Genomic DNA, 19683 nt, shown 5'->3' on the forward strand with positions numbered 1-19683 from the left:
TATGGAGTGCACCTTCTCCCACAAGGGGAGAAAGTGCACTCCATAGCGCTCCATACGGCTCCACGCAGCTCCACTAACCGATTGTTATTGCTGATTTTATCTTCACTGCGCTACAGTGGACGCCATACTCCTCCACTCCCATTTTGGGGACATTTCGAGGGACACCATGGCCCGCATGACCCGTTCTGCATTTCTGGAAAACCGTACTGGCACGCTTGAAGCTCGCGACACGTAGGAAGCCGTACACCGCGCTGATCGCGCCCGGCATCTTTCTCGCCTATCGCCGCAACGCTGGTCCCGGCACGTGGTCGGTGAAGTGCCATGGCTGGCTCAAGCGGTTTGGTCTCGCCGACGACCACGAAGACGCCAACGGCGAGAGCGTGTTGTCATACTGGCAGGCGCTCGACAAAGCCAAGGCGTTGGCGCGTGCCGACGAGACCAATACCGAGCGGCCGATCATTGTCGCCGACGCTGTCGACACCTATGAAACCGATCTCGAAACGCGTGGCGGACGGAAGTACAATGCCACCCAGCTCCGCCTGCATCTAACCGACGCCTTGAAGAGCAAGGCCGTCGCGCTGCTGACCGAACGCGAGCTGCGGGACTGGCGCGCTGGTCTGGTGAAGAAGGAACTGAAGCCCTCCTCCGCTGATCGCATCGGCCGCTCACTGAAGGCGGCGCTGGCCCTTGCCGCCCGCAACGACAAACGCATCACCAATGCCGCTGCCTGGAAGAATGGCTTGAAGAAGCTGCCCGACAGCGAAGTTGCGCGCAACGTCATCCTGCCGGATCAAACAGTCGCCGCCCTGGTCAGCGGTTCATATGATGAAGACCGAGACTTCGGTCTGCTGATTGATGTTCTGGCCGAGACCGGCGCCCGGGAAAGTCAGGTGTTCCGGCTGGCCTCGGCCGATCTCCAGGATCATCTCACGGCGCCCCGGCTGATGATGCCAACCAGCCGCAAAGGCAAGGCCCGGAAAATCGAATATCGGCCGCTGCCGATCTCGGCACGGTTGGCGAAGGCGCTGCGGCAGCAGGCAAGTGGCAGGGCTGCGCATGCGCCGCTGTTCGATAAGATGTGGAATTTGGCGACGCTCTTCAGTCCGGTGGTCGCACGTCTCGAACTCGGCCCGGAGGTGACGCCCTACGCCTTGCGGCATTCATCGATTGTCCGGCAGTTGCTCAAGGGCGTGCCGACCCGCGTGGTCGCCGCCCATCATGACACGTCGGTTGCGATGATCGAGCGCAACTATTCGCGGTTTATCATAGGCGATCCGAGCGAGGCACTTACCCGGGCGACCTTGCTCGACTGGGCGACGCCGGCCTCGCCGGAGGTCATTCCGCTCGCGCGGCTGGCGTCGTGACGTTCAAGGCAAATGCGCGAGGAGCCGTGGACTGGCCCGTATAACCCCGCTGGCGCGCGGTAGCGGGGCAAAGAGGGCGAGGTCTGCGCCTATTCGTTCGCCCGAGCAATGATCGTGAGCAATTCGCGCTCGGATTCTTCTGCCGCCTTGAGCACCTCAAACTGCGCGGGAGGCAGGTGAATTTCGATGAAGTGTCTCACCAAATGGCGAAGCTGGTTGGGTTCGATTGCGTCCAACTCGACCGAGATGTCGCCGAAGCCTTTGGCCCGACTATCGCTGGTCTTGGTCGGTCTCGTCGGCAGGTCCCATATCTCGATCTGGGCGCGCGTCACTCCGATCCGACGGAAGTTGATCTCAGCATCGGGGGCCATCTCGCGCAGGGTCTCTTCGATTTTCTCCCCAGCATTGACGCCGGATGGATCGAAGTCGCCGAGATGGTAGATATACGTGGGGACATCGAGCGAGCTGATATATTCAGCCGCACTGTGGAGGAACGACAGGCTGGCGTACCCACGGGACACCATCAACGGCACGTCAAACTCTGCGGTCACGGGCAACACGACGCCAGCGAGCGCGTCCTTTTCGAGCCAGACCTCCACGTAGGCGTCGGCATCAGCCCAGAGAGCCTTTCTGTAGAACTGCGCCGTCTGCGTCAGCGCGTCGCTCACGCTATTGAACGTGCGCGGTTTACGCTGCCATCTCGTATTGTCGGCAAGCCAGTCGTAAGGAAGATCGCCGCTCCGGCGCATCAAGACGAGATCGGTCTGCACCTTGTTGTAGCCAGCCTCCGTCTTCTCGATGATGCCACGGACCGTGGCCTGGTAGAACACCTGCCGCACGGTCATCGGTTTGCCTACCGCGACGATGTTGAACAACGCCTCGCGGCGCTGCTCGACCTCAGCCTTGGTGGAGCGGGGGCGTTTTATCGGGCTAGCCTTATAAGCTCTCTTGCTCATTAGACCTGCCCGACGTCAGAAGCTTCGGCAGCCAGGTTCTCGCGTTCACGACGCCACTCGGCCGCCGCTTCAACCGAGATCGCCACCTTGCGCAAGGTGCGCATCTCGCGCGGGCCAAGACCAGCGGCCCGCATCTTGAAATACATCGCCTCCGAAATGCGATGGGCCGCGCAGAACTCCCTGATGGTGTATGCTGCGCGCGGCACTTCTGTCGGCTCCGAGAGATTCTGATTGCCGGAGCTGCTACGCGGTGACGTGACTCTTTTCGATTTGGATGCCATTACTTCCCCTCCTTGATCCGCATGGATGACAGTGGATCGGTGTAGAGAGGTCGACGACGGCGAGTAGGTTAAGTTGGTTCGAAAATAGCTAATCGTCTTAACGTCCAACGAACAGTCGGTTGGTTAGTTCGTCAGAACACAACGTTAGGAACCACGGCGTTTCTCCCTCTTGCAGTGTGTTGCAGGCTTCGGCACACTTGCGTCATGGTCGATGCTCCTCGTGAAGAAATGTCCGACTGGCTCGCCGCACTGCGCGATCCGATCGGGGGCGATCTAAAACTGTCGTCCTTCGTCCGCGCACCTGAGCACATCCCCAATGTCCTCAGCGCGGTCGGCGAGCAACAGCCCTCTGATCGCCGCCGGATCGTCGTCGCGCTCGACCGCTGGGCGACGAACCTATGGTTCGCCTCCGAGTTCAAGCCGAGCCTTAGCTTCACGGAAACACGCCAACGGCTTGAGCGCATAGTCGCGGCAGGAAAAATCCTGCGGACCAACATGCATGCCGAACTACGCTTCGCTATTTCGTGGGCGAACGTTCTGAAGGCCCCGATTGCAGCCCGCGACGACGTGATAGACGCAATGCATATCCCCGATGCGACGTTCGATGTGGGCCTTATGTTCTTGATCGAAGGCGCTGATGAACTGTTGAGCAATCCGGAAGCCTATCGTGCGGTGTTTTGGCAGCCTCCAGGAACAGAGCGCCATAAGAGCTTGGTGCGGGCGCTGCTCTGGGAGCCACTGCTCGACCTGCTGGATGAATTCAAGCTTGAAAGCTATGACCAACACCAGCCGCTGATCCACTCGATTAGATCATTGCATCTCGCCTGCGGGATCGAAGCGCCCAATGAGAGCGCTGTGCGAGTAGCTGTTCACGAGAGGAAGAAAGCCGCGTTAAGCCAGCCGGCGAATTCACCGCCAACTTAACCTTTCAGCACAGGACATGCCGAGCGACCCTCCAGTATCGAAGTGACACTGAGGGAAACGTCGTCATGACGCTCACCGATAATCCCGAAGGCGACGAGAGCCCGGCCCGGCTTGGGTATCGTATAGCCGAATGGTCGGAGATGACCGGCACCAGCCGCATCACCACTTGGCGCAATATCAAGGCCGGCAAGCTCAAGGCCATCGATTATTGCGGGATCACCCTGATCCCCGACAGCGAGCGCGCTCGCCTCTTTCAACCCTAGTTCTAAAGCAAAGCCCGGGACGTTCGCGCGTCGCCGGGCTTTCAGTATTTTGGAAATCAGTCAGATGCACAAACTGTATACCAACATCGTTGCTGGCGAGCAAGCCAGCCGTATCGACCGGCGTCCGACGACCATCGAGTTCTTGAAGGCACTGTTCGCCTATACCACGGGACCGATCTACACGTGCTCGTTCACGAACGAGCGCGGCGCGGGTGCCGAGCGCCACGTCATCAGCCGCACACCCGGCCACATCGCCGGCTTCATCGAGAAGTGGGACAGGCGCGGGCGCGGCACCTTCTTCTGCGTGAGCACGCAGAAGGAGGGCACGCAGAAACGCAACAAGGAAAATTGCAACGAGACGAGCTTGCTCCACGCTGACATTGACTTCAAGAATGTCGATCTGCTCGGCGCCGACCCGCTCGGCGATGTGCTGCGCCACCTTGCGCGCTTGCGCATTCTGCCGAGCGCGACGGTGTCGTCCGGCAACGGGGTGCATGCCTATTGGCGCCTGACGGAGCCGCTCGACACACAAGAGAACATGGAGCGCATCGAGTCCGTGCTGCGCCAGCTTGCGGACATCGTTGCCGGCGATCTCGCCGTCTGTGAAGTGAGCCGTGTCATGCGCATGCCCGGCTCGCACAACAGTAGGAACGGCGAATGGAAGGAGGTCGTGGTCACCTCGTTCCATCCCGATCGCCGCTACGAATTCGACGACATCGAGGAGTGGCTGAGCGAGCAGTCGCCGGTCATGCTGCGCCGTAACCGCGAGCGCGCAAGGGCGGCTGGGGAGTATACGGCCGCCCAGGAGCGCCCGGTGCTCGGTGAGACTGACTTCTTTGCTGAGTACGCCAAGCGCGTGGGCTTCAAGCCGCGTGTCAATGTTGAGCAGCGCTTGCGTGCCATGATGTACATGGCCGGCGGCGAGAACTCCATCCACACCACGCAGCTCTCGGTCGCTGCATCGCTCCTGAATGCCGGCGTGTCGATCGACGACGTTGTCGAACGTGTGCTGATCGCCACGCGGGCGGCGGCGGGCGAGTACGGCGCTCGCTGGAACTGGCGCCGCGAGGAGCGCAAGGTGCGTGGCATGTGCGAGACGTGGCTGAAGAAGCATCCGCGTCGCAACCGCAAGCCGGAGGCGCGGTGATGAGCGCCACAATCGACAAAGACAACGTCGTGGAGTTCCCCCGCGCTGTTGGCGTCCCCAAAAGCGAGATGCACGCCTTCGTGGGCAATGCCGTACTCGACTATATGCGCTCGCAGGGCGAGACCTTGGTCAACGGCAAGGGCGGTGCGTGGCTCTATTCGCACGGCGTCTGGGAGCTGCGTATCGACATCGACGCCTGGCTCGGCATGCGCATCGAGAAAGTTTGCGAAGGCTTGGGCATCACGAACACGAACAAGTTGACGGGAGAGGTGCGTAATCGAATTTTGCGCAGCCCCGAGCTGTGGCGCGAGGGTAATATCCCGTGGGATCAACACGGCAAAATCCCGACGCGCTCCGGCCTCGTCGACCCCAGGACCGGCGAGCTGGAGCCGGCGCGTCCGGATCACTTCTGCACGTGGCGCATCGAGGTCGACTACGACGCCGACGCCAAGTGTCCCTGGTGGGAGATGATGATCGCCGACATGTTCGGCGACAAGGGCCGCGACGAGCAGACCGCGCTTGTGCGGGTGGTTCAGGAATGCATGGGCGCCGCGCTGATCGACAAGAAATCGCGTGCGCTGTCGAAGGCGCTGGTGTTCTGGGGTATCCAGAACCTCGGCAAGTCTGGGCCGCTTGATGTGGTAACCGGCCTGTTCGGCGGCGCCATTGCCGCCCCCATCGGGTCCGTCGAGGGCACCCATGGCTCGATGCCGTTTCGTAAACGGCTCCCGTGGGTCTTGCATGAGGCGTTCAGTGGAGCGTGGCATTTTTCCAGCGTCGTGAAGTCGATCGTCACGCAGGAGGAGGTCCAGATTAACGTGAAGAACGGCCCGGTGCTGACGCAGATCGTGCGCGCGCCGATCTTCTGGGCGACGAACTCCCAGCCGCAGTTCAAGGAGGCGACGCGCGCGATCGTGTCGCGCATGATCGTCATCGAGGTCTCGCGCAAGTTCGACGACGCCCACCCGATCGGCACCGCTGCTGAGGCGATCCGCAAGGGCTTCTCCAAACCCGGCGAGTTCATCGTCGCCACCGAGCTGCCGGGCGTCCTCAACTGGGCTATTGCCGGGCTGCGGATGGCGCTGGAGCGGGGTTCGATCGAGACCACGGCCGGTATCAAGGCCACGGCCGACGCGATCCACCGCGACAGCAATCTCGTCGCCGGCTTCCTGGAGGAGTGTGTCGAATTCGATCCCATGGCCCGCGTCCGGGTGTCGGACTTTTGCCTCGCTCATTCGGCGTGGTTCATGGAGTTGAAGGGCGAGGACCGGCGCATGCCGACCAATGACGCCATCGGCAAAGCCCTGAAGGCAGTCGGTGATGGTCGCATCGGTATCGACCCGAAAGAGATGCGCGACAATCGCAGCCGGTACTATTGCGGTGTTGCTCTCAATCAGCTCGGGCTCGAATACCACCGCGCCGCTTTGGAACGCCGTCTGTTTGAGGGAAAGACCGCCATGGCGACTGCGCCGGATCGCGAGGTGAACTCGCTGATCCCGGCGAGCTGGGACGACAGGGAGAGCATCAAAGCCATGCGCTCGTGTCACGAGCGTGTCACCGATGAGCGTCCCGTGTCACCGAAAGAGCGTGACGCGTGACGCGAATGAAGGAGTTGGAGCATCGCGCGTCACCGGCCACGTCACCGACTTAAGTAGCTGCGAGAGCTTGTTCTTTTTCAAATAGTGACACGAGTGACACGCTCTTATTGGCATTGAAGAGAAAGAGAGAAATGGCAGGGAATTGGGACGACTGAGCATGGTTTGTCGGAAGATGGCATTTCTCGCGTCACCTGCGTCACGCGTCACGGCGTCGTCTTGCGGTCTCGCAATTGGGTCCTTCCTGGCCGTCCGCCAATGCGGGTCGCGCCAGCCCCCGGTATGACCAGCGATAGAAAGTTCCAAGAGCAACAACGACAACGGATGGAGTTCAATGTGAAACTGGTATCTGCATTCGGCGCGGCTGACATGCTGGAGCTTGACCGGCAAACCGTCCGCCGTGCCTTGCGTCATGTGGCGCCGGATGGATACGAGAAGAAGCAGCCGCGATGGCGGATGAAAACGATCATGGACGCGATCGATCGGCACCTCGGACGCAATGCCGGTGCCGGCGCGCCCCCTCAGACTGCCTTGGACGCTCTCTTTGACCAGTTCGATACAGGCTGCAAGGACCTCGACAGAGTGCCGGTCCTTGAAGCTCGGCGCCATGAGGCGCGCAGGCTGGTGGCCTTGCTGGTTGAGCTGGACGCCGCCATGCGCGCCGATGCGCGCGCCCGTCGTGAAGACGAGCTGCGGGCCTCCTTGCGTTGCGACCAACACCTCCGGCTCGCAATGCGCAACTTCGAGGGGCCGTGTGAATGGACCCAGGATGAGTGTTGGGCCCTCTTGGCGGAGGAGGCGGAGTAATGACCGAGGAGCAAAAGGCGCTCGCCGCCGAGCTTGACCGGCTCTCCGCCGATGCGGCTCGTCTTGCAGACTGCGTGCGACGGCTCGGGAGGTCTGGCGACCCGATCGATGATCTGCGCGAGGGTTTCTTCTTGACCGTCGGACAGGCCGCAACCATTTGCGCCGTCGCCGATCAGGCGATCTATAACTGGATCGATCTTGCAGCCCAGATGCGCCGTCCGATCGCCGAGAAACGCGCGAGGGTGTGGATCATTGATACGGCGCGGCTGCTCGCTTTCGTCGAGAAGCATCGCGGCGGCTTGCCGGCGCGCGTGAAGGCCGAGAACCGGCTCAAAGAACATTGGCCGAAGTGGTCGGAGCCGCCTGAGCTGTGCCCGTCGTGAAGCAGACTACGACCGGCGTCAGTGTCTGGTCTCGGGGTAAAATCGGACCGCCCAATAGGAAAGGACGAACATCGGCTTCTGTGAAGCGGACCTGCCGGTGTCCCGCAGAATACGAGAGCTATACAACCCGGACGTCGCAGTCTGATCGTACCCAAGGGGAGGTCGCGAAATCAATCACTCGTTTTCGTTGTTCGGCGTCGTTGGCGTGCGCTCAGGTCGGTTTAAGCAGGCAAAGTGGTTTCCTTTCAGATAAGCTTGTGCAGCCGGTTATCGGCACGTCGGAGGAAATCATGAAAGCTCATTACTTGATCGCATTGTCACTACTCGGCGGTATCACAATCGGCGGCTTCGCCGTTCAAGGATTGTCAGCGCAAACCAAGCTGAAAGCCTACAGTATCGGTGAGATCGAACCAATCGCTGGCGCGACTGTCTCGCCAGCGTATATCGAGGCAGCCAGAAAGGCACTGGCGGATGCCGGTGGTCGCTCTATGGGAACGTTGAAGGGCAGAGTTTTTCATGCCGAGGGCGGACCTGCTCCCATCGGTGTGGCAATGACAGAGTGGGATAGCGCAGATTCTGCCGTAGCCTTTTTTCAATCCAAGGCATGGAAGGACCTTGCACCTGAGGGCGAGAAGACCGCAAAAACGGTACGGCGGTACATAGTTGAAGTTGAGAAATAGCCGTCAGCGTAGTCAACGCGTAGGCCGCCACAGTGGTCGGCCTACTCCGTTTCGATGTCGGCGCCCCTGCGCCAGACGCGGCCCGAACGCGGGAGGGTAATCGAATGAACCGATCCACGGCGATCAATGCCACCGATGCGATAAGCACATATATCTTGGCAAAGGATGGCAACCGTCCTCAACTGATGAAGCACGCCTTCGCCGGGGACTGCGAACTAGAAATGGTTGTTAAAACCGACGCTGTCTCTTTTCCAAGCTCGGCAAAGGGCTTGGAGCAAATTACCGAGGTGCTGATCACAAGCTTCGGAGCCCAGTACGAGAATATTCGTACGTTTTGCCTCTCGCGCCCCAATTCAGATTCCCCATCACATTTCCGTTGCGATTGGCTGGTCGGAATGTCGGCAAGGCAAGGCGGCGCGGTTCGCGTTGGATGCGGACACTATGGCTGGTATTTCGGTTCCGACGATGGCCGCGTGAAGAAGCTCGCGATCGACATCGAAGTTATGTGCGTGCTTCCACTCGAAGAGTCGGAGCCGATCATGCAGTGGCTCGCGGCTTTGCCATATCCTTGGTGCTCAGACATTCAGGTCTGCGAGAGTATTCCAGCTATCGACGCCCTGCGACCAATCGAAAGCTTCCTTAGACCGAGGGAAAAGAACGGAGCGGCCCTCGTTTGAGGTGCGAGGGACACCTTCTTGCGTCCGGAATTGCCCATAGCCGAAGCGCCGCTATGCGCATCAAATGCCTGCTTTCGAGACCATAGCTGACGCGGCGTGCCACCATGCCGGCAGTACGAAAATGCGAGAATGTGGAGCGCGCCACAACAAACAGCGCTGGAGTTGGAGCGCACCACGCCCCGGCTCTACGCAAATCACGTTGGGCCGGCATAGACTCGCTGCATGAAAAATCCGTTTCGCAAACCACAAATGCAGCAACTCGACACCACCGTCGCCTCGCTGACGAAGCGCGGCGAACAGCTTGCCGCCAAGCGCGGCACGGCGCAGGACGCCTTGGATAAGGCGATCAAGGACCGTCAGCGGGCGTTTCTGTCCGGCGACCTCGATGACCGGCGCACGCTCGACAAGTTGCAGGGCGTCGTGGACACGGCGGCGTCCACGTTGGCGGGCATCGACGACGTGCTCGCTGTTCTGGCGCAACAGAAGGCAGAAGCCGAGCGCCAGCTCGCCGCTGAACGCGAGCGCATCGAGCGTTCAGCGGCGGCGGACAAGCTCGACAAGCGGGTCGCCGCGATCGAGGCGGCGCTGCCGGGCTATCTTGAGCAGTCGCGCGCGCTTGCCGACGCGCTGTCGGAGGTCAGCTACTTCCATTTTGAGTCCGGGCAGATGGCGAGCTTCGTCCAGAACGCCATGGGGCAGATCGAAATTGCTGCCAACTTCTCGCTCGCGGAGCTGAAGGCCATGCCGGATGCGGTCCGGCAGGGCCAGCAGGCGATCCCGCGCGAGCCGGCGGCCATCTCCGTCGCGGTGGTCGAGCCGGCGCCGCCGACCATGACGGTCTTCATGCTGAAGTCCGCGAAGTTCCGCGACCATGATGGCCGCAAGCGGTTTGGCGGACAGTGGGAGGATGCCACCATGCCCGTGACGACGGCGCAACGTGCATTGCGACTGGGCGTCGCGGTGTCGGTGACCGATCCGCAGCGTGCGCGGCTCCGGGGCGCGCGTGGTGGTGACTTCCAACCGAATGCCTCCGACGTTGTCGATCTCGACGCGACCGAAGAGCCGAAGCGCGGGCCGCACATGCAGCTCGATCCCATGCTGCGCGAGGCGAATTTCGTCGAGGTCGATCGCCGCGCCGAGAGGCGCACGATCCAGATTGAGGTGCCCCGCGTATGAAATCAGCTCCTCCCGGCTGGCAGGCGCACAAAATCGTCTCGCGTGTCGATGGCTGGTTGATCGACTCCGAGAACGAAGATCGCATTCCGGCTGCCGTGGCCGCGATGATCGCCCGCGCGATGCCGCACCCTGGCGATGACACCGTCGCTGCGATCTATCGGCGCATGGTCGCGCGGCACAAGAAGGTGTTGGGTCATGTCTGAACGAAATCCGGCCGAGGAAGGCAACGCTCCAGCGGCGTCTCTCGCCGGGACGGAGGCCGCTGCCGGCGTCGGAGGCACGACCGACAATGGCAGCGGCCTCGATGAGGAAGTTGACGAATACGAGACGTTGCTCGCGTCGCTCGGCCGGACGTACGAGCAGGATGTACGGATCGCGGTCCACGAGGCCGGCCACATCGTCGCTGCGCGCCTGCTCGGCCACCCGCTGGGCGGTGCGACTGTGGACCCGGGTTCCGGCTATGAAGGTCGTGTATGGGGCGAACGTCATGTGGAAGCGTTCGCCGAAGGTCGCGGCGATGCCGCCGATGTCCGCGAAGCAATCGCGCCGATGATGCCCGAGCCGGGTGAGAACGTCAGCGCGGTTTCTGACGTATTCGCCAATGTGTATAGCCATTGCATCGAGCTGGCGGCCGGCCGGGCTGCTGAGTGTATGCTGTTGGGTGGTGACAATAGCCGGTCTGCCGTCGATGATCGGCGGCAAGCGCGTGAATTGGCACTGCTCATTTGCAAGAGCGAGGAAGCCATCACGGCGTTCCTCTCGTACTGTGATGTCGCCGCGCGTGACTTGCTGATGCCCTATGGCGATGTCGTGATGGTGCTGTCCATCGTGTTGCGGATCAGGCGCACACTGGACGGCGCCGAGATCGATCGGATCATCTGGGACGTGGAGACGCGCAAGGCGTTGGCGGCCGAGCGTCGGCGGCGTGCAGAGTGGCGCAAGTGCGAGTTGGCGGCCGAGCGCTTTCGAGCCGAATGTGATCCGCTTGATGCCGCAACGCCGCGTTCTCGACCAGATGCGGTGCGCTAATCGGTAACATCAACGCTCAGAAGGCACGGCGGAGGTAACCGGCTTGATGATCTTGAACGGCTCCGGTGCGCTTCATGCGCCGGAGCCGATCTTCGTTGGTTACCGCTGATGACCTAGACCGATACCGAGCGCGAGCGCCTTCTGTCTCAGCGAACCTTCGGACCTCTTCATCAGTTTCGAAAGTTTTGCGACGGGGGTGCGGGCCTTGGAATGCGCTTTGATCAGCTTCACATCGTCATTCGTGTACACTTTGCGATTGATCTTGGTCTTTTTTGCCACTTGATGCTCTCCGAGCCTATTAAAGAGGCGCGTAGTAGCACACCGAACTGCTCCATCAAGAGCAGTCCGGGATTTGTTGATGCCTTACGGTGTTGTCGTGATGATGCTGTTCATCGTGTTCCGGATCAAGCGCACACTGGATGGCGCCGAGATCGACAAGATCATCTGGGAGTGTGAGGCGTCGAGCGCCGGCGCCGCGCGGAGTGCCGCAAGGGCGAGTTGGCGGCCGAGCGGTTTCGAGCCGAATGCGCTCACACCGATGTCGCAGCCCTTGCCACGTTCTGAACCAGATCGGATGTGATGATCGGGGAGGGCGTGCACTCATAAACGAGCGGCTTCTGCACTTGACGATAAGTGGGCGCGCATTGAACCCGCTGGGCGATGTCGGCCTTGCACGAAAGCGGACATCGCCCTTGCTGCCGTATAATGGTCGCGGTTATTTAAGCCCAATCATGACATCTTGCTTCAGTCCTCGTTTTCCTCGGACTGTGTGGCACGGCGCCTGTCTGCGGCATCACTCATCTCGCGGAGCACAAAGATGGTGAGGCCCGCCATGCGCTGCCTCTGGTCTTGACTAAGCGTATTGTAGAGTGGCTGCCACGCCTCGGCGAGCCTATCCAAATCGGCGGATCGTTGAGCCAATGCTTGCGAGCGTCGTTGTAAAAAGGCGATGGGGTCACGATTGCGCATGACTTCGATACGGTTTTCGTCGGCCCGCATACCCACCGTTCCCTGGATTTTTGCAATACGGGCTTTCCGATCCTCCGCGCCGGCACGAATAGCACTCTCTACGGCCGGCCAGTATTTCTCCTGTTCAGGTGTCAGCTGCAACGCGGCTTTTACCAGATCAACCCTGATGTCCGTGAGTGTATTCTGGTCGTTTGCATTTAGCCGTTGCGGTGTCGCAGGAGTAGGAGAGGACGTCTGTGAGGATTGCGCATGGGCAATCGAGGAGGCCGTGAGGAAGAGTGCGGTTGTTCCGATCACTACTGTTTTCAACATTGGCGATCTCCTTGGCTACTCGCCCCCAAGGCACTCCAAAAAAGCTCGCGCACTCCGGGGCACCTTGACCTAAATCAAGGAAACCAGCGGCGTTTCTCCAACAAGAGCAGACATATCGAGCAATAATAGTTCCTGCTCGACCTGCCCTAATTGCCCGGAACTCTAACGTTATACCGCTTGCCCTTTTTGCGCTGCTTTCAAGACATTGGCCCGCCGCGTTGCGCTGGCCTTCCTCGCCATCTCGCTGCCAATACCTTTTGCCGCACGCGTCGCGGCGGCCTTCTTGCCTGCATCTTTCATATAGGCGTTTATGCGCTTTCCCTTCACTTCCTGCCAGTGAGCGCGCTGGACCTTCAACGCGGTAACCGAAAAAAGACCAACGTCGTACATCCAGTGATGGTGATTGCACAGCCACGCCAGATTGTCGGGATCGTTGTTCGAGGCTTCATGATCGAGGTGGGCAAGCTCCTCGCCGACCGTCTGGCCACACAGACAGCACCCGCGATAGGGATATGCTTCTTTCGCTACTCGTCTTGCCTCAGGTTGATTGCGCTTTTTGTCGGTCATCTCGTCCCCTCCCGATGAGCAGTAGCGTCGACCTCGGTGACCTCGCAAGAAGAGCATGGCCGACGAGCCACGATTTCTGCTGCTCTTTAGCGCGGTGCGGCTCGTGATTGTCGGCGATCTCACGCACGGCCAAGTTTAGCTCCAACTCTCTGAGCTGCTCAATCAGCAGCTCTACAATCTCATCGTAGTCAGATGGCGTCAGCGAATGCACGCCGCGCAACGTCAGTTGGTTTTGGAGGATCGTCGCCATCATGGCTTTAACGCTCATGGGGACCTCGGCTGAAAATCAGATCGTCATTAAATTCAATCTGAAGTAGATGCCCAATATCGATGATGCGCAACGTCCGTAGGACTACGGACAGTGCGTGGACCGCAGCGCACAAATAGCTGATGGTCTCCCTTCTTCCGCACGCGTGGTCTGGCGCTACTTCTTGACCAGTATTCCCATCGTTCGCGCCATTCGCCTCACCGATCCGGCGTGGCGGCCCAGTTCGGCGGCTATCTTCGTTGTGCCAACGCCCTGCCGGGCGAGCTTGACCAATCGCTGGACCTCGCGGTCGGCCCAATGCTTCGGCTTTTGTGTTTTCATGGTGCGGCGCTCCACCTGCGCCGCCACTTAACCAGTGCGCCTGGTTGCCGGCACTTGGGAAATTTACGGGTGGTGCCTGCCACCAAAAGGCTCAGCGGTACGGCGGCTTTGCCGCTCGCGAGATGGGCGTGTGCGCGTCCTGATATATTTCGCGCGCGAACTCTATTGGGGAGCGGATCGGCGCACGGTCAGTTGGCGTCGCGGCCGTAGGTAGGCCCGCATCAAGGGTAGGTCGGACCTGCCGTATGCGAAGCCCGGACCGCCGGTTTTGACCCGAAGCGAGCGCTTCGGTCTCATGGCCTTGGGCGCTAGGCAGACCCTCCGTTGATCTAGGTCAACGTCAGCGATCCTTTGGCGCTCATGCTATGTTCAGCCGCACCTGAGGCGGCTCCCGTCATCTTTTAGTTCCGCAGCGTGAAGTGCGAGGTCCGCCATGTATCCGAGGAAGCGTCTTTCGATCAAATCGGCGACAGTTGCCGGTATCGCTACTAGTGTCTTGTTGGGGCTTACAGGTCTCACTCTCAACCCTGCGCCAGCCAAGGCGGTCGTTTACTGCCAGTACGTCAGCTATCCTGCGGGTTGCGTGGCGAGGGCCGGCGTCGTGCTCAGGCCTCGTCCGGTAGCGCGCGCGGCGGTCCGTCATAACGCCGGTGGCAATTTAAATGGCGGCGTCAATCGCGTTGGGGTGCGGCGGTAAAGCACTTCTTTGCGGATCACGGCCTTGGCGCGGAGCGTCAATCGGCGCAGTGCAGCGACATGTCCTGAGCCGGGCCAAACCGGAAGTCACGAAGTCACGGGTAGACCGACGCGATTGACCCACCTCAGACATTACAAAGAAGCAGCAACCGCTAGCAATTCATAGCCCGCAAAAAAGCCCCGGCGAGCCGGGGCTTTGGTTTGCGCAGACTGGAGCGATCAGTATCTAGCCGCGATCGGTGCCCCGTAACCACCAAAGCGATAGTTGAACCGAACGGTGACCATGTCCACGTCCTGGCTGATCCGGTCATTGAGTACCGCCGCAAGGCGCGGATCGACCACGGAGAAGGAGTTATTTGCGTGCCCCATCCACAGGTGGTCGTATTCTACGCCGACCGACCAGTTGGGCGTGAAGCCATACTCAAAGCCGACACCCAAGGTACCGCCCCAGCGCGTGTTATCTGCCGAGACCAGACCAATCCCGGTGGTGTTGTCGAATATGGTCAGGCGATTGCCGGTCACAGCCGCACCGCCCTTCACATAGAGCAGCGCCGAATTCCAAGCCCAACCGAGTTGGCCGGTGAAGAGACCGATTGCGTCAGTCTTTGCCGTGGTCGAGAGCGTCGGATCGAACAGACTCACCCGCGTGTTCTTGATGTCCGCCCAATCGCCCTGGGCTTCCAATCCGAACACAAACTGATTGGTTTGCCAGCGATAGCCAATTTGCCCGCCAACGACGCCGCCGGACCGATCACCGCACCCGCTCGCGACCGTTCCAAGGGCAGTTACGAAATCCACGCAATTGTGGCTTTGGCCCCATCCGCCGTTGGCGCCGATGTAGAAACCAGTCCAGTCATAGATCGGCGCGACCACCGGGGGCGGGGCCTTGACGTAAGGTTTAGCAGCCAGATCAGCCGCTGACGCAGGTGCCGCCATGCTCACTGCCAGCAAGGCCACGCCACTTAACAAAATCTTCTTCATTATTTTCGCTCCATCCACGTTTAGCCCAAACGACGCCGGTTCTTTTTGGATGTCCGGCATTCCTGTGACCCAAGCCGAACAACACCTCTTATGTCTGTTATTGGGGCGACACCGGACGCGGTCGGCGCACGACGCCCACATCGTTCTTTAACTGACTAGAAAAACCATAGAAAATAATCCGAAAATTTTAGTGAAACAACTCGGCTCCCTCCGCGTCGGTTTGCTGGAGGGCACGGCTCATGCCAGAGCGCCAGTTCATCGAGCAAGAAGTCCAGATCGCTCGCTACCGCCTTTTGGAGCGAGAAGTTACTGATCCGCTTGCCGCGTGCCTGCTTCACGCCATTGTCGAAGAGCTTGAAGCCGATCTGCGAAGGGATCGCGAGATCGGCGGGTGCAGCGGCTCGTAATCCGGCGAGAACGAGGCCGCGTGCCCCTAACCTTCTGTCACGCACCAGACGCGGCTTTCCACGCACGATAGAGCCGCATTGTGTGAACGAACACGTCGTCTTCGATTTCGGCGGACGGAACCTTAACCCAACCAGTAATCCCACTCAGGATGTAGTCGTCCACATATCCTGTGATGATGGAGCCCAACTGATCACGGACAATTTCCGCGTCGTAATGTCCTCGGGACACCCCAATTGCAATCGACTCGAAGTAATTAAACAGGCTGTACAGATCGATCTGATATTTTGTTGGATGAGCAGCCAATGAGCCATCGCTAAAACTGCGAGACAAACGCCGAGTTACTCGGTCCAAAACTGGATCCGTGTCGTACTTGTCGCAGGCCGCGAGCGTCCTATTAACCTTGGCGTCTTCCTTAGCAGAAAGAACTTGGTAGACGGCAAAACCGAGGAGACCAGCCGTAAGACCACAGTAGATGACGTTTGCCAAAGCCCCGATTGCCGTCCACGCTGTACTGTCCAAACCCCAGAAGTTAGGCTGGCTGCCTGATGGCGACTGCAAATATATCAGAGGCAGTACCACAAAAATCCATACCGCCAGCCCCACGAGGCTCACGACTGCGATCTTGTCATCTGACACTTTCATCGTGAGTCTTCACTGCTATTGCGAATGTCGATCAAAATGCGCCGCGCCGTTTTGCCGAAAGGCATATATCGCTTATCGCGTTTTTATTGGCGAGAAATCTCGATCATCCGATCCTTGCTGGCTCGCAGGCTGCGGACGTAGTAGCCTTGTGCCTGGACGGCTGACTTGATTTCGTCGCTGACCTTGAGAACTCTTGTTCTGCTCTTGCGCCACTTATGTGCAGAGTAAAGCACGGGTACGGCAGAGCCTGAACTGAGAACGAGCAAGTCGCGCTTCCCATTGCGATAGACATCAAACATCTTTCGCCCCCGCTGATCATATTGAACTAAGAATGAAATATATTTTGGTCGTCTCAATGGACGAGTTTAGTATCTCGAATGGCTGTGCGGGTTGTAAATCTGCAACGCCCGCGACTTTTGCGTCACCGCGTTCCGCATTTGGAACGAACTGAAGCAAGTCGGGACCATCGCCAAATTGCGCGCGCTAGGCATCGCTTCAGCGGCGCCGTGGACGGCACGCAGACAGCGGTTCTCAGGCTTCAAACCAACCGCGCGAGTGCGGTGACGACGTATGTTGTGACCGTCGGCCCGCCTGTACGCAGTGGCGGCGGCATGCCCCATCGCATCAGGGGCACATCTCAGTGCCAGCCTCGGTGTTGCGGATCACCGGCGCCGGATAATCGGGAAACACGCCGGGCATCGGCTCTAGGTTGCCGACGTAGCGATTGACGACGCGGAAGAGCGCGAGGATGGCGGCTTGGTTGGTGGTGATGTTGTACAGATTGCACATCGATGAAAGCTAATGCCGCCAACCCTCCTTGTCGAACTCGGTCCTGAAGCCCTTTGGCGGCCGCGGCGCGGACAAGGAAGAAGCATGGGGCGGCGCATGGCAGTCAGTTGCGAAGAGGCGCGGCCAAATGAAGCAGCCATAGCGCAAACTGGGCGGTTCCCTTGTGGTCGTGTCACATCGTGCAGAGCCAAACTTCCCGCAAATCTATGCCGCAAACCGGAGGCTGATCCTCATATTCGACATAAGTAAGAGCTGGAAATTGGCGCTACTTAACGTTGAGAACCTCTTGCCGCCAAAATGTTCGCGCGGCACTGCATCGATGATCCATTCGCATCCGTGAGGACACAACATTGAGCCGACGCGCAGTTGAAAGATCCAAGAGCCACGAATTACAAGAGATGACGCGGATACTGGCGAGCCTCTGCGAAGCCGCGCAGCGACTTCCCGAGGGATCAGAACGACAGAATATAGTAAGGGAGATCGACGGATTTCAAAGGCGGCTGGCGGCTTTAGTTGCGCGCCATCAAGGCTGAAGTTCCTGATCTCCAGACCAACGTCCTTCTTGGGTTCCGGATTGTTCGGCTCCGGCGCGGATGCGGCGAAGCTCTTGGCTGGCACGGGGCAGAGGTTCTCTGGCTTGAGCCGCATGCGCCAGTGCGGGGACGCCGTGTTTGTTGCTGTCATGGCGGCAGCTTTACGGCAACGGCCCGGCACACCCCCGGCCGTTTCAGTGCCGGAGCCAAGTTGCTAGCTACAGGTGAACGACTGCTGATGTCCCTGCAATTCCACCGTGCCGTCGAGGACATGGAAATATGGAGTGCAGGCAACGACGGCTTTTCGTTCGTGATCACATATGAGAGCCCCGCCGGTCCCGGATTTCACGGACGCCCCGGCTATGTGGCGTCATGGCGCCCGCTTTATCAGAGCCGTGGCGCGATCAAGATCGGCGGCTCGCCCTTCAAAACGTTCGCCGAAGCCGAGGAAGCCTGCGACACCATGCTGAAGCATCTGATGAGGCAAAACTGATGTGAGGCTTGGGGATCAAGTTGTGAGAGGCGAGCCGTTATTCGCCTGAAGTGTCCCTGAAATGCCGGTCCTGCAAGAAGGGCGGCTATGCGTCGCCTGTGCATATGATCAGGTCGACGGAGGAGCACGAGATCACGCCGTATCGGTGGATGCGTCCGGATGAAGATCGTTAGGTAGCAGCGCCAAACCGAATTAGGTCCGACATTCGCTGCTGCGCGTTGGATGTCGGTCGTGGGGCCGCTTCCCGACATCCCAACAGACTCTCAATAGCTGTTCGGCAGCTTCCGGAAAATTGGTGTTTCGCGCCTTGTAACCCTTGGAGGGAGACGACAGCTCTCTCAATGCGTGAGGCGCCGGCGTTATGACCGGAAGCCCAGTATTATTACTGATCAGCTATTACCTCAAAATTTAATGGTTAACGGGCAGTCTACTTCGGACGAGACAATCGGCGGCCGGCTTTGGGAAGATACTTCCTCGAACAGCATATTCTGATATCGACCTTCAAATGGATGGCAAGACGTGAACACAATGACGCACTCGTCTATCACCGCAAATGCTGCTGATGCCGCTAAAGACCGTGAGATTAGGATGCGGTTTATGCGCATCGACGCTAAGACTGGCGAGCTGCTGCGCGAGTTTTGGAAGGTCGTAGAGCCTGCCCTGCCGAAGCTGCTCGAAGGTTTTTATCATCACCTTACCAAGGAGCCGCAACTTGCACGCATGGTCGGCAGCGATATTCCACGTCTCAAAACAGCGCAGGGAACGCATTGGGCGCGGTTGTTTAACGGCCGGTTCGATCACGAATATATGCAGGGTGTGCGTACGATCGGCCACATCCACAACAAGATCGGGCTTGAGCCCCGCTGGTATATCGGCGGCTACAACTTTGTTCTCAGTCAGCTCGCGGCGCTCGCCGTCAGTAAGTATCGTTGGAAATCGGGCCATCTCGCCGACATCCTCACCGCAATGAACTGTGCCGTGATGCTGGACATGGACATCGCGATTTCCGTCTATCAGGAAGCAATGCTGGCCGATCGCCAGAAGCAACAGGACAAGTTGACCGCCGCGATCCATGAGTTCGACGGTCAGATGAAGATCGCACTTGAGACTGTTGGGGGCTCGGCTGCAAAACTGCAAAATTCCGCCAACACGTTGGCTTCCAATGCAGATGAGTCGAGCCGGCGATCGACTGCCGTTGCCGCAGCCTCGGAATTGGCTTCCACCAACGTGCAGACTGTTGCGTCTGCGACAGAAGAATTGTCGTCTTCGGTCTTGGAAATAGGCCGTCAGGTCGCCGAGTCCACTAGAATCGCGGGGAAGGCGGTGGAGCAAGCCAATCACTCCAGCACCACGATTCAAAGCCTCGCCACAGCGGCACAGAGAATTGGCGACGTCGTCGAGTTGATCAACACCATCGCCGGC

The 19683-nt window shown here is 59.6% G+C and carries 27 protein-coding genes and 1 pseudogene; 17 read left to right on the forward strand and 11 right to left on the reverse strand.

Annotated features, from left to right (window positions below; all coding sequences use genetic code 11):
• Window positions 1-215: 215 nt before the first annotated feature.
• On the forward strand, window positions 216-1364 hold the full coding sequence (locus FXV83_RS07645; RefSeq protein ID WP_148738579.1) for a site-specific integrase: 1149 nt from the start codon (window positions 216-218) through the stop codon (window positions 1362-1364).
• An 89-nt stretch (window positions 1365-1453) separates the two neighbouring features.
• Here the strand turns inward: FXV83_RS07645 and FXV83_RS07650 are convergent, their stop codons facing one another.
• Window positions 1454-2320: a hypothetical protein gene (locus FXV83_RS07650; RefSeq protein ID WP_148738580.1), complete on the reverse strand. Its 867-nt coding sequence runs from the start codon at window positions 2318-2320 to the stop codon at window positions 1454-1456.
• Entirely contained in the window at window positions 2320-2526 is a 207-nt protein-coding gene (locus FXV83_RS07655; RefSeq protein WP_148738581.1) for a hypothetical protein, read from the reverse strand. Before FXV83_RS07655 ends, FXV83_RS07650 begins: the two co-directional genes overlap by 1 nt.
• 279 nt (window positions 2527-2805) lie before the next feature.
• On the opposite strand from FXV83_RS07655, the gene FXV83_RS07660 reads away from it, so the two are divergent.
• From FXV83_RS07660 to FXV83_RS42515, 11 genes are all read left to right on the forward strand, one after another.
• Complete coding sequence (locus FXV83_RS07660; protein WP_148738582.1) at window positions 2806-3525, forward strand: hypothetical protein; 720 nt, start codon at window positions 2806-2808, stop codon at window positions 3523-3525.
• A gap of 65 nt (window positions 3526-3590) precedes the next feature.
• A complete protein-coding gene (locus tag FXV83_RS07665; RefSeq protein ID WP_148738583.1) occupies window positions 3591-3788 on the forward strand; it encodes a hypothetical protein in 198 nt (65 codons plus the stop codon).
• A gap of 64 nt (window positions 3789-3852) precedes the next feature.
• A complete protein-coding gene (locus FXV83_RS07670) occupies window positions 3853-4935 on the forward strand; it encodes a DNA-primase RepB domain-containing protein (RefSeq protein ID WP_148738584.1) in 1083 nt (360 codons plus the stop codon).
• The gene (locus tag FXV83_RS07675; RefSeq protein WP_148738585.1) at window positions 4935-6533 is read left to right on the forward strand and encodes a hypothetical protein; all 1599 of its coding nucleotides are present in this window, start codon (window positions 4935-4937) and stop codon (window positions 6531-6533) included. The genes FXV83_RS07670 and FXV83_RS07675 overlap by 1 nt, the downstream gene beginning before the upstream one ends.
• 333 nt (window positions 6534-6866) lie before the next feature.
• A complete protein-coding gene (locus tag FXV83_RS07680; RefSeq protein ID WP_148738586.1) occupies window positions 6867-7337 on the forward strand; it encodes a hypothetical protein in 471 nt (156 codons plus the stop codon).
• The gene (locus tag FXV83_RS07685) at window positions 7337-7720 is read left to right on the forward strand and encodes a hypothetical protein (protein ID WP_148738587.1); all 384 of its coding nucleotides are present in this window, start codon (window positions 7337-7339) and stop codon (window positions 7718-7720) included. The genes FXV83_RS07680 and FXV83_RS07685 overlap by 1 nt, the downstream gene beginning before the upstream one ends.
• Before the next feature lie 290 nt (window positions 7721-8010).
• Entirely contained in the window at window positions 8011-8400 is a 390-nt protein-coding gene (locus FXV83_RS07690) for a DUF1330 domain-containing protein (protein WP_148738588.1), read from the forward strand.
• A 104-nt stretch (window positions 8401-8504) separates the two neighbouring features.
• Complete coding sequence (locus FXV83_RS07695) at window positions 8505-9077, forward strand: hypothetical protein (RefSeq protein WP_148738589.1); 573 nt, start codon at window positions 8505-8507, stop codon at window positions 9075-9077.
• Window positions 9078-9299: 222 nt separating this feature from the next.
• Complete coding sequence (locus FXV83_RS07700) at window positions 9300-10253, forward strand: hypothetical protein (protein WP_148738590.1); 954 nt, start codon at window positions 9300-9302, stop codon at window positions 10251-10253.
• The gene (locus tag FXV83_RS07705; RefSeq protein ID WP_148738591.1) at window positions 10250-10456 is read left to right on the forward strand and encodes a hypothetical protein; all 207 of its coding nucleotides are present in this window, start codon (window positions 10250-10252) and stop codon (window positions 10454-10456) included. Before FXV83_RS07700 ends, FXV83_RS07705 begins: the two co-directional genes overlap by 4 nt.
• Complete coding sequence (locus tag FXV83_RS42515; protein WP_187435735.1) at window positions 10449-11282, forward strand: hypothetical protein; 834 nt, start codon at window positions 10449-10451, stop codon at window positions 11280-11282. Before FXV83_RS07705 ends, FXV83_RS42515 begins: the two co-directional genes overlap by 8 nt.
• 99 nt (window positions 11283-11381) lie before the next feature.
• Here FXV83_RS42515 and FXV83_RS07715 read toward each other — a convergent pair whose 3' ends face one another.
• A complete protein-coding gene (locus FXV83_RS07715; RefSeq protein ID WP_148738592.1) occupies window positions 11382-11561 on the reverse strand; it encodes a hypothetical protein in 180 nt (59 codons plus the stop codon).
• 79 nt (window positions 11562-11640) lie between these two features.
• Here FXV83_RS07715 and FXV83_RS07720 point away from each other — a divergent pair, with 79 nt between their 5' ends.
• Window positions 11641-11862: a hypothetical protein gene (locus FXV83_RS07720; protein WP_148738593.1), complete on the forward strand. Its 222-nt coding sequence runs from the start codon at window positions 11641-11643 to the stop codon at window positions 11860-11862.
• Between the two features lie 164 nt (window positions 11863-12026).
• Here the strand turns inward: FXV83_RS07720 and FXV83_RS07725 are convergent, their stop codons facing one another.
• The 4 genes from FXV83_RS07725 to FXV83_RS42520 form a co-directional block, all read right to left on the reverse strand.
• A complete protein-coding gene (locus FXV83_RS07725) occupies window positions 12027-12563 on the reverse strand; it encodes a Spy/CpxP family protein refolding chaperone (protein ID WP_148738594.1) in 537 nt (178 codons plus the stop codon).
• 168 nt (window positions 12564-12731) lie between these two features.
• Entirely contained in the window at window positions 12732-13130 is a 399-nt protein-coding gene (locus tag FXV83_RS07730; RefSeq protein WP_148738595.1) for an HNH endonuclease, read from the reverse strand.
• On the reverse strand, window positions 13102-13398 hold the full coding sequence (locus FXV83_RS07735) for a hypothetical protein (RefSeq protein ID WP_148738596.1): 297 nt from the start codon (window positions 13396-13398) through the stop codon (window positions 13102-13104). The genes FXV83_RS07730 and FXV83_RS07735 overlap by 29 nt, the downstream gene beginning before the upstream one ends.
• A gap of 156 nt (window positions 13399-13554) precedes the next feature.
• Window positions 13555-13719 carry a hypothetical protein gene (locus FXV83_RS42520; RefSeq protein WP_187435736.1) on the reverse strand — a complete coding sequence of 55 codons (165 nt, stop codon included), beginning with the start codon at window positions 13717-13719 and terminating at the stop codon, window positions 13555-13557.
• A 433-nt stretch (window positions 13720-14152) separates the two neighbouring features.
• Here FXV83_RS42520 and FXV83_RS43910 point away from each other — a divergent pair, with 433 nt between their 5' ends.
• Complete coding sequence (locus FXV83_RS43910; RefSeq protein WP_235939339.1) at window positions 14153-14416, forward strand: hypothetical protein; 264 nt, start codon at window positions 14153-14155, stop codon at window positions 14414-14416.
• Between the two features lie 218 nt (window positions 14417-14634).
• Here the strand turns inward: FXV83_RS43910 and FXV83_RS07750 are convergent, their stop codons facing one another.
• Window positions 14635-15396, reverse strand: a complete 762-nt coding sequence (locus FXV83_RS07750; protein WP_148738598.1) for an outer membrane protein — start codon at window positions 15394-15396, stop codon at window positions 14635-14637.
• Between the two features lie 239 nt (window positions 15397-15635).
• On the opposite strand from FXV83_RS07750, the gene FXV83_RS42525 reads away from it, so the two are divergent.
• The gene (locus FXV83_RS42525) at window positions 15636-15803 is read left to right on the forward strand and encodes a hypothetical protein (RefSeq protein ID WP_187435737.1); all 168 of its coding nucleotides are present in this window, start codon (window positions 15636-15638) and stop codon (window positions 15801-15803) included.
• 37 nt (window positions 15804-15840) lie between these two features.
• Here the strand turns inward: FXV83_RS42525 and FXV83_RS07755 are convergent, their stop codons facing one another.
• The 3 genes and pseudogenes from FXV83_RS07755 to FXV83_RS07765 all read right to left on the reverse strand — a co-directional run.
• Window positions 15841-16446: a DUF4760 domain-containing protein gene (locus FXV83_RS07755; protein ID WP_148738599.1), complete on the reverse strand. Its 606-nt coding sequence runs from the start codon at window positions 16444-16446 to the stop codon at window positions 15841-15843.
• Between the two features lie 83 nt (window positions 16447-16529).
• Window positions 16530-16745 (reverse strand): hypothetical protein, encoded by a 216-nt coding sequence (locus FXV83_RS07760; protein ID WP_148738600.1) that lies wholly within the window; start codon window positions 16743-16745, stop codon window positions 16530-16532.
• A gap of 308 nt (window positions 16746-17053) precedes the next feature.
• Window positions 17054-17235 (reverse strand): annotated as a pseudogene (locus FXV83_RS07765) (SOS response-associated peptidase); the annotation flags it as partial.
• A gap of 771 nt (window positions 17236-18006) precedes the next feature.
• Between FXV83_RS07765 and FXV83_RS07770 the strand changes: the two are divergent.
• Both FXV83_RS07770 and FXV83_RS07775 read left to right on the forward strand, forming a co-directional pair.
• Window positions 18007-18261, forward strand: coding sequence for a hypothetical protein (locus FXV83_RS07770; protein WP_148738700.1), 255 nt, complete (start codon window positions 18007-18009; stop codon window positions 18259-18261).
• A 597-nt stretch (window positions 18262-18858) separates the two neighbouring features.
• The coding region (locus tag FXV83_RS07775) for a protoglobin domain-containing protein (protein WP_187435738.1) at window positions 18859-19683 on the forward strand (825 nt) is incomplete at its 3' end.

The organism is Bradyrhizobium hipponense, assembly GCF_008123965.1.
Classification (GTDB): Bacteria; Pseudomonadota; Alphaproteobacteria; order Rhizobiales; family Xanthobacteraceae; genus Bradyrhizobium; species Bradyrhizobium hipponense.

What these genes read in the sequence shown, in the direction of transcription:
- FXV83_RS42515 (WP_187435735.1), top strand. Translation starts at nt 10,449, where the DNA reads ATGTCTGAACGAAATCCGGCCGAGGAAGGCAACGCTCCAGCGGCGTCT.
- FXV83_RS07665 (WP_148738583.1), top strand. Translation starts at nt 3,591, where the DNA reads ATGACGCTCACCGATAATCCCGAAGGCGACGAGAGCCCGGCCCGGCTT.
- FXV83_RS07770 (WP_148738700.1), top strand. Translation starts at nt 18,007, where the DNA reads ATGTCCCTGCAATTCCACCGTGCCGTCGAGGACATGGAAATATGGAGT.
- FXV83_RS42520 (WP_187435736.1), bottom strand. Translation starts at nt 13,719, where the DNA reads ATGAAAACACAAAAGCCGAAGCATTGGGCCGACCGCGAGGTCCAGCGA.
- FXV83_RS07695 (WP_148738589.1), top strand. Translation starts at nt 8,505, where the DNA reads ATGAACCGATCCACGGCGATCAATGCCACCGATGCGATAAGCACATAT.
- FXV83_RS43910 (WP_235939339.1), top strand. Translation starts at nt 14,153, where the DNA reads ATGTATCCGAGGAAGCGTCTTTCGATCAAATCGGCGACAGTTGCCGGT.
- FXV83_RS07720 (WP_148738593.1), top strand. Translation starts at nt 11,641, where the DNA reads ATGCCTTACGGTGTTGTCGTGATGATGCTGTTCATCGTGTTCCGGATC.
- FXV83_RS07670 (WP_148738584.1), top strand. Translation starts at nt 3,853, where the DNA reads ATGCACAAACTGTATACCAACATCGTTGCTGGCGAGCAAGCCAGCCGT.
- FXV83_RS07705 (WP_148738591.1), top strand. Translation starts at nt 10,250, where the DNA reads ATGAAATCAGCTCCTCCCGGCTGGCAGGCGCACAAAATCGTCTCGCGT.
- FXV83_RS07735 (WP_148738596.1), bottom strand. Translation starts at nt 13,398, where the DNA reads ATGAGCGTTAAAGCCATGATGGCGACGATCCTCCAAAACCAACTGACG.
- FXV83_RS07675 (WP_148738585.1), top strand. Translation starts at nt 4,935, where the DNA reads ATGAGCGCCACAATCGACAAAGACAACGTCGTGGAGTTCCCCCGCGCT.
- FXV83_RS07685 (WP_148738587.1), top strand. Translation starts at nt 7,337, where the DNA reads ATGACCGAGGAGCAAAAGGCGCTCGCCGCCGAGCTTGACCGGCTCTCC.
- FXV83_RS42525 (WP_187435737.1), top strand. Translation starts at nt 15,636, where the DNA reads ATGCCAGAGCGCCAGTTCATCGAGCAAGAAGTCCAGATCGCTCGCTAC.
- FXV83_RS07760 (WP_148738600.1), bottom strand. Translation starts at nt 16,745, where the DNA reads ATGTTTGATGTCTATCGCAATGGGAAGCGCGACTTGCTCGTTCTCAGT.
- FXV83_RS07755 (WP_148738599.1), bottom strand. Translation starts at nt 16,446, where the DNA reads ATGAAAGTGTCAGATGACAAGATCGCAGTCGTGAGCCTCGTGGGGCTG.
- FXV83_RS07650 (WP_148738580.1), bottom strand. Translation starts at nt 2,320, where the DNA reads ATGAGCAAGAGAGCTTATAAGGCTAGCCCGATAAAACGCCCCCGCTCC.
- FXV83_RS07725 (WP_148738594.1), bottom strand. Translation starts at nt 12,563, where the DNA reads ATGTTGAAAACAGTAGTGATCGGAACAACCGCACTCTTCCTCACGGCC.
- FXV83_RS07690 (WP_148738588.1), top strand. Translation starts at nt 8,011, where the DNA reads ATGAAAGCTCATTACTTGATCGCATTGTCACTACTCGGCGGTATCACA.
- FXV83_RS07700 (WP_148738590.1), top strand. Translation starts at nt 9,300, where the DNA reads ATGAAAAATCCGTTTCGCAAACCACAAATGCAGCAACTCGACACCACC.
- FXV83_RS07750 (WP_148738598.1), bottom strand. Translation starts at nt 15,396, where the DNA reads ATGAAGAAGATTTTGTTAAGTGGCGTGGCCTTGCTGGCAGTGAGCATG.
- FXV83_RS07660 (WP_148738582.1), top strand. Translation starts at nt 2,806, where the DNA reads ATGGTCGATGCTCCTCGTGAAGAAATGTCCGACTGGCTCGCCGCACTG.
- FXV83_RS07730 (WP_148738595.1), bottom strand. Translation starts at nt 13,130, where the DNA reads ATGACCGACAAAAAGCGCAATCAACCTGAGGCAAGACGAGTAGCGAAA.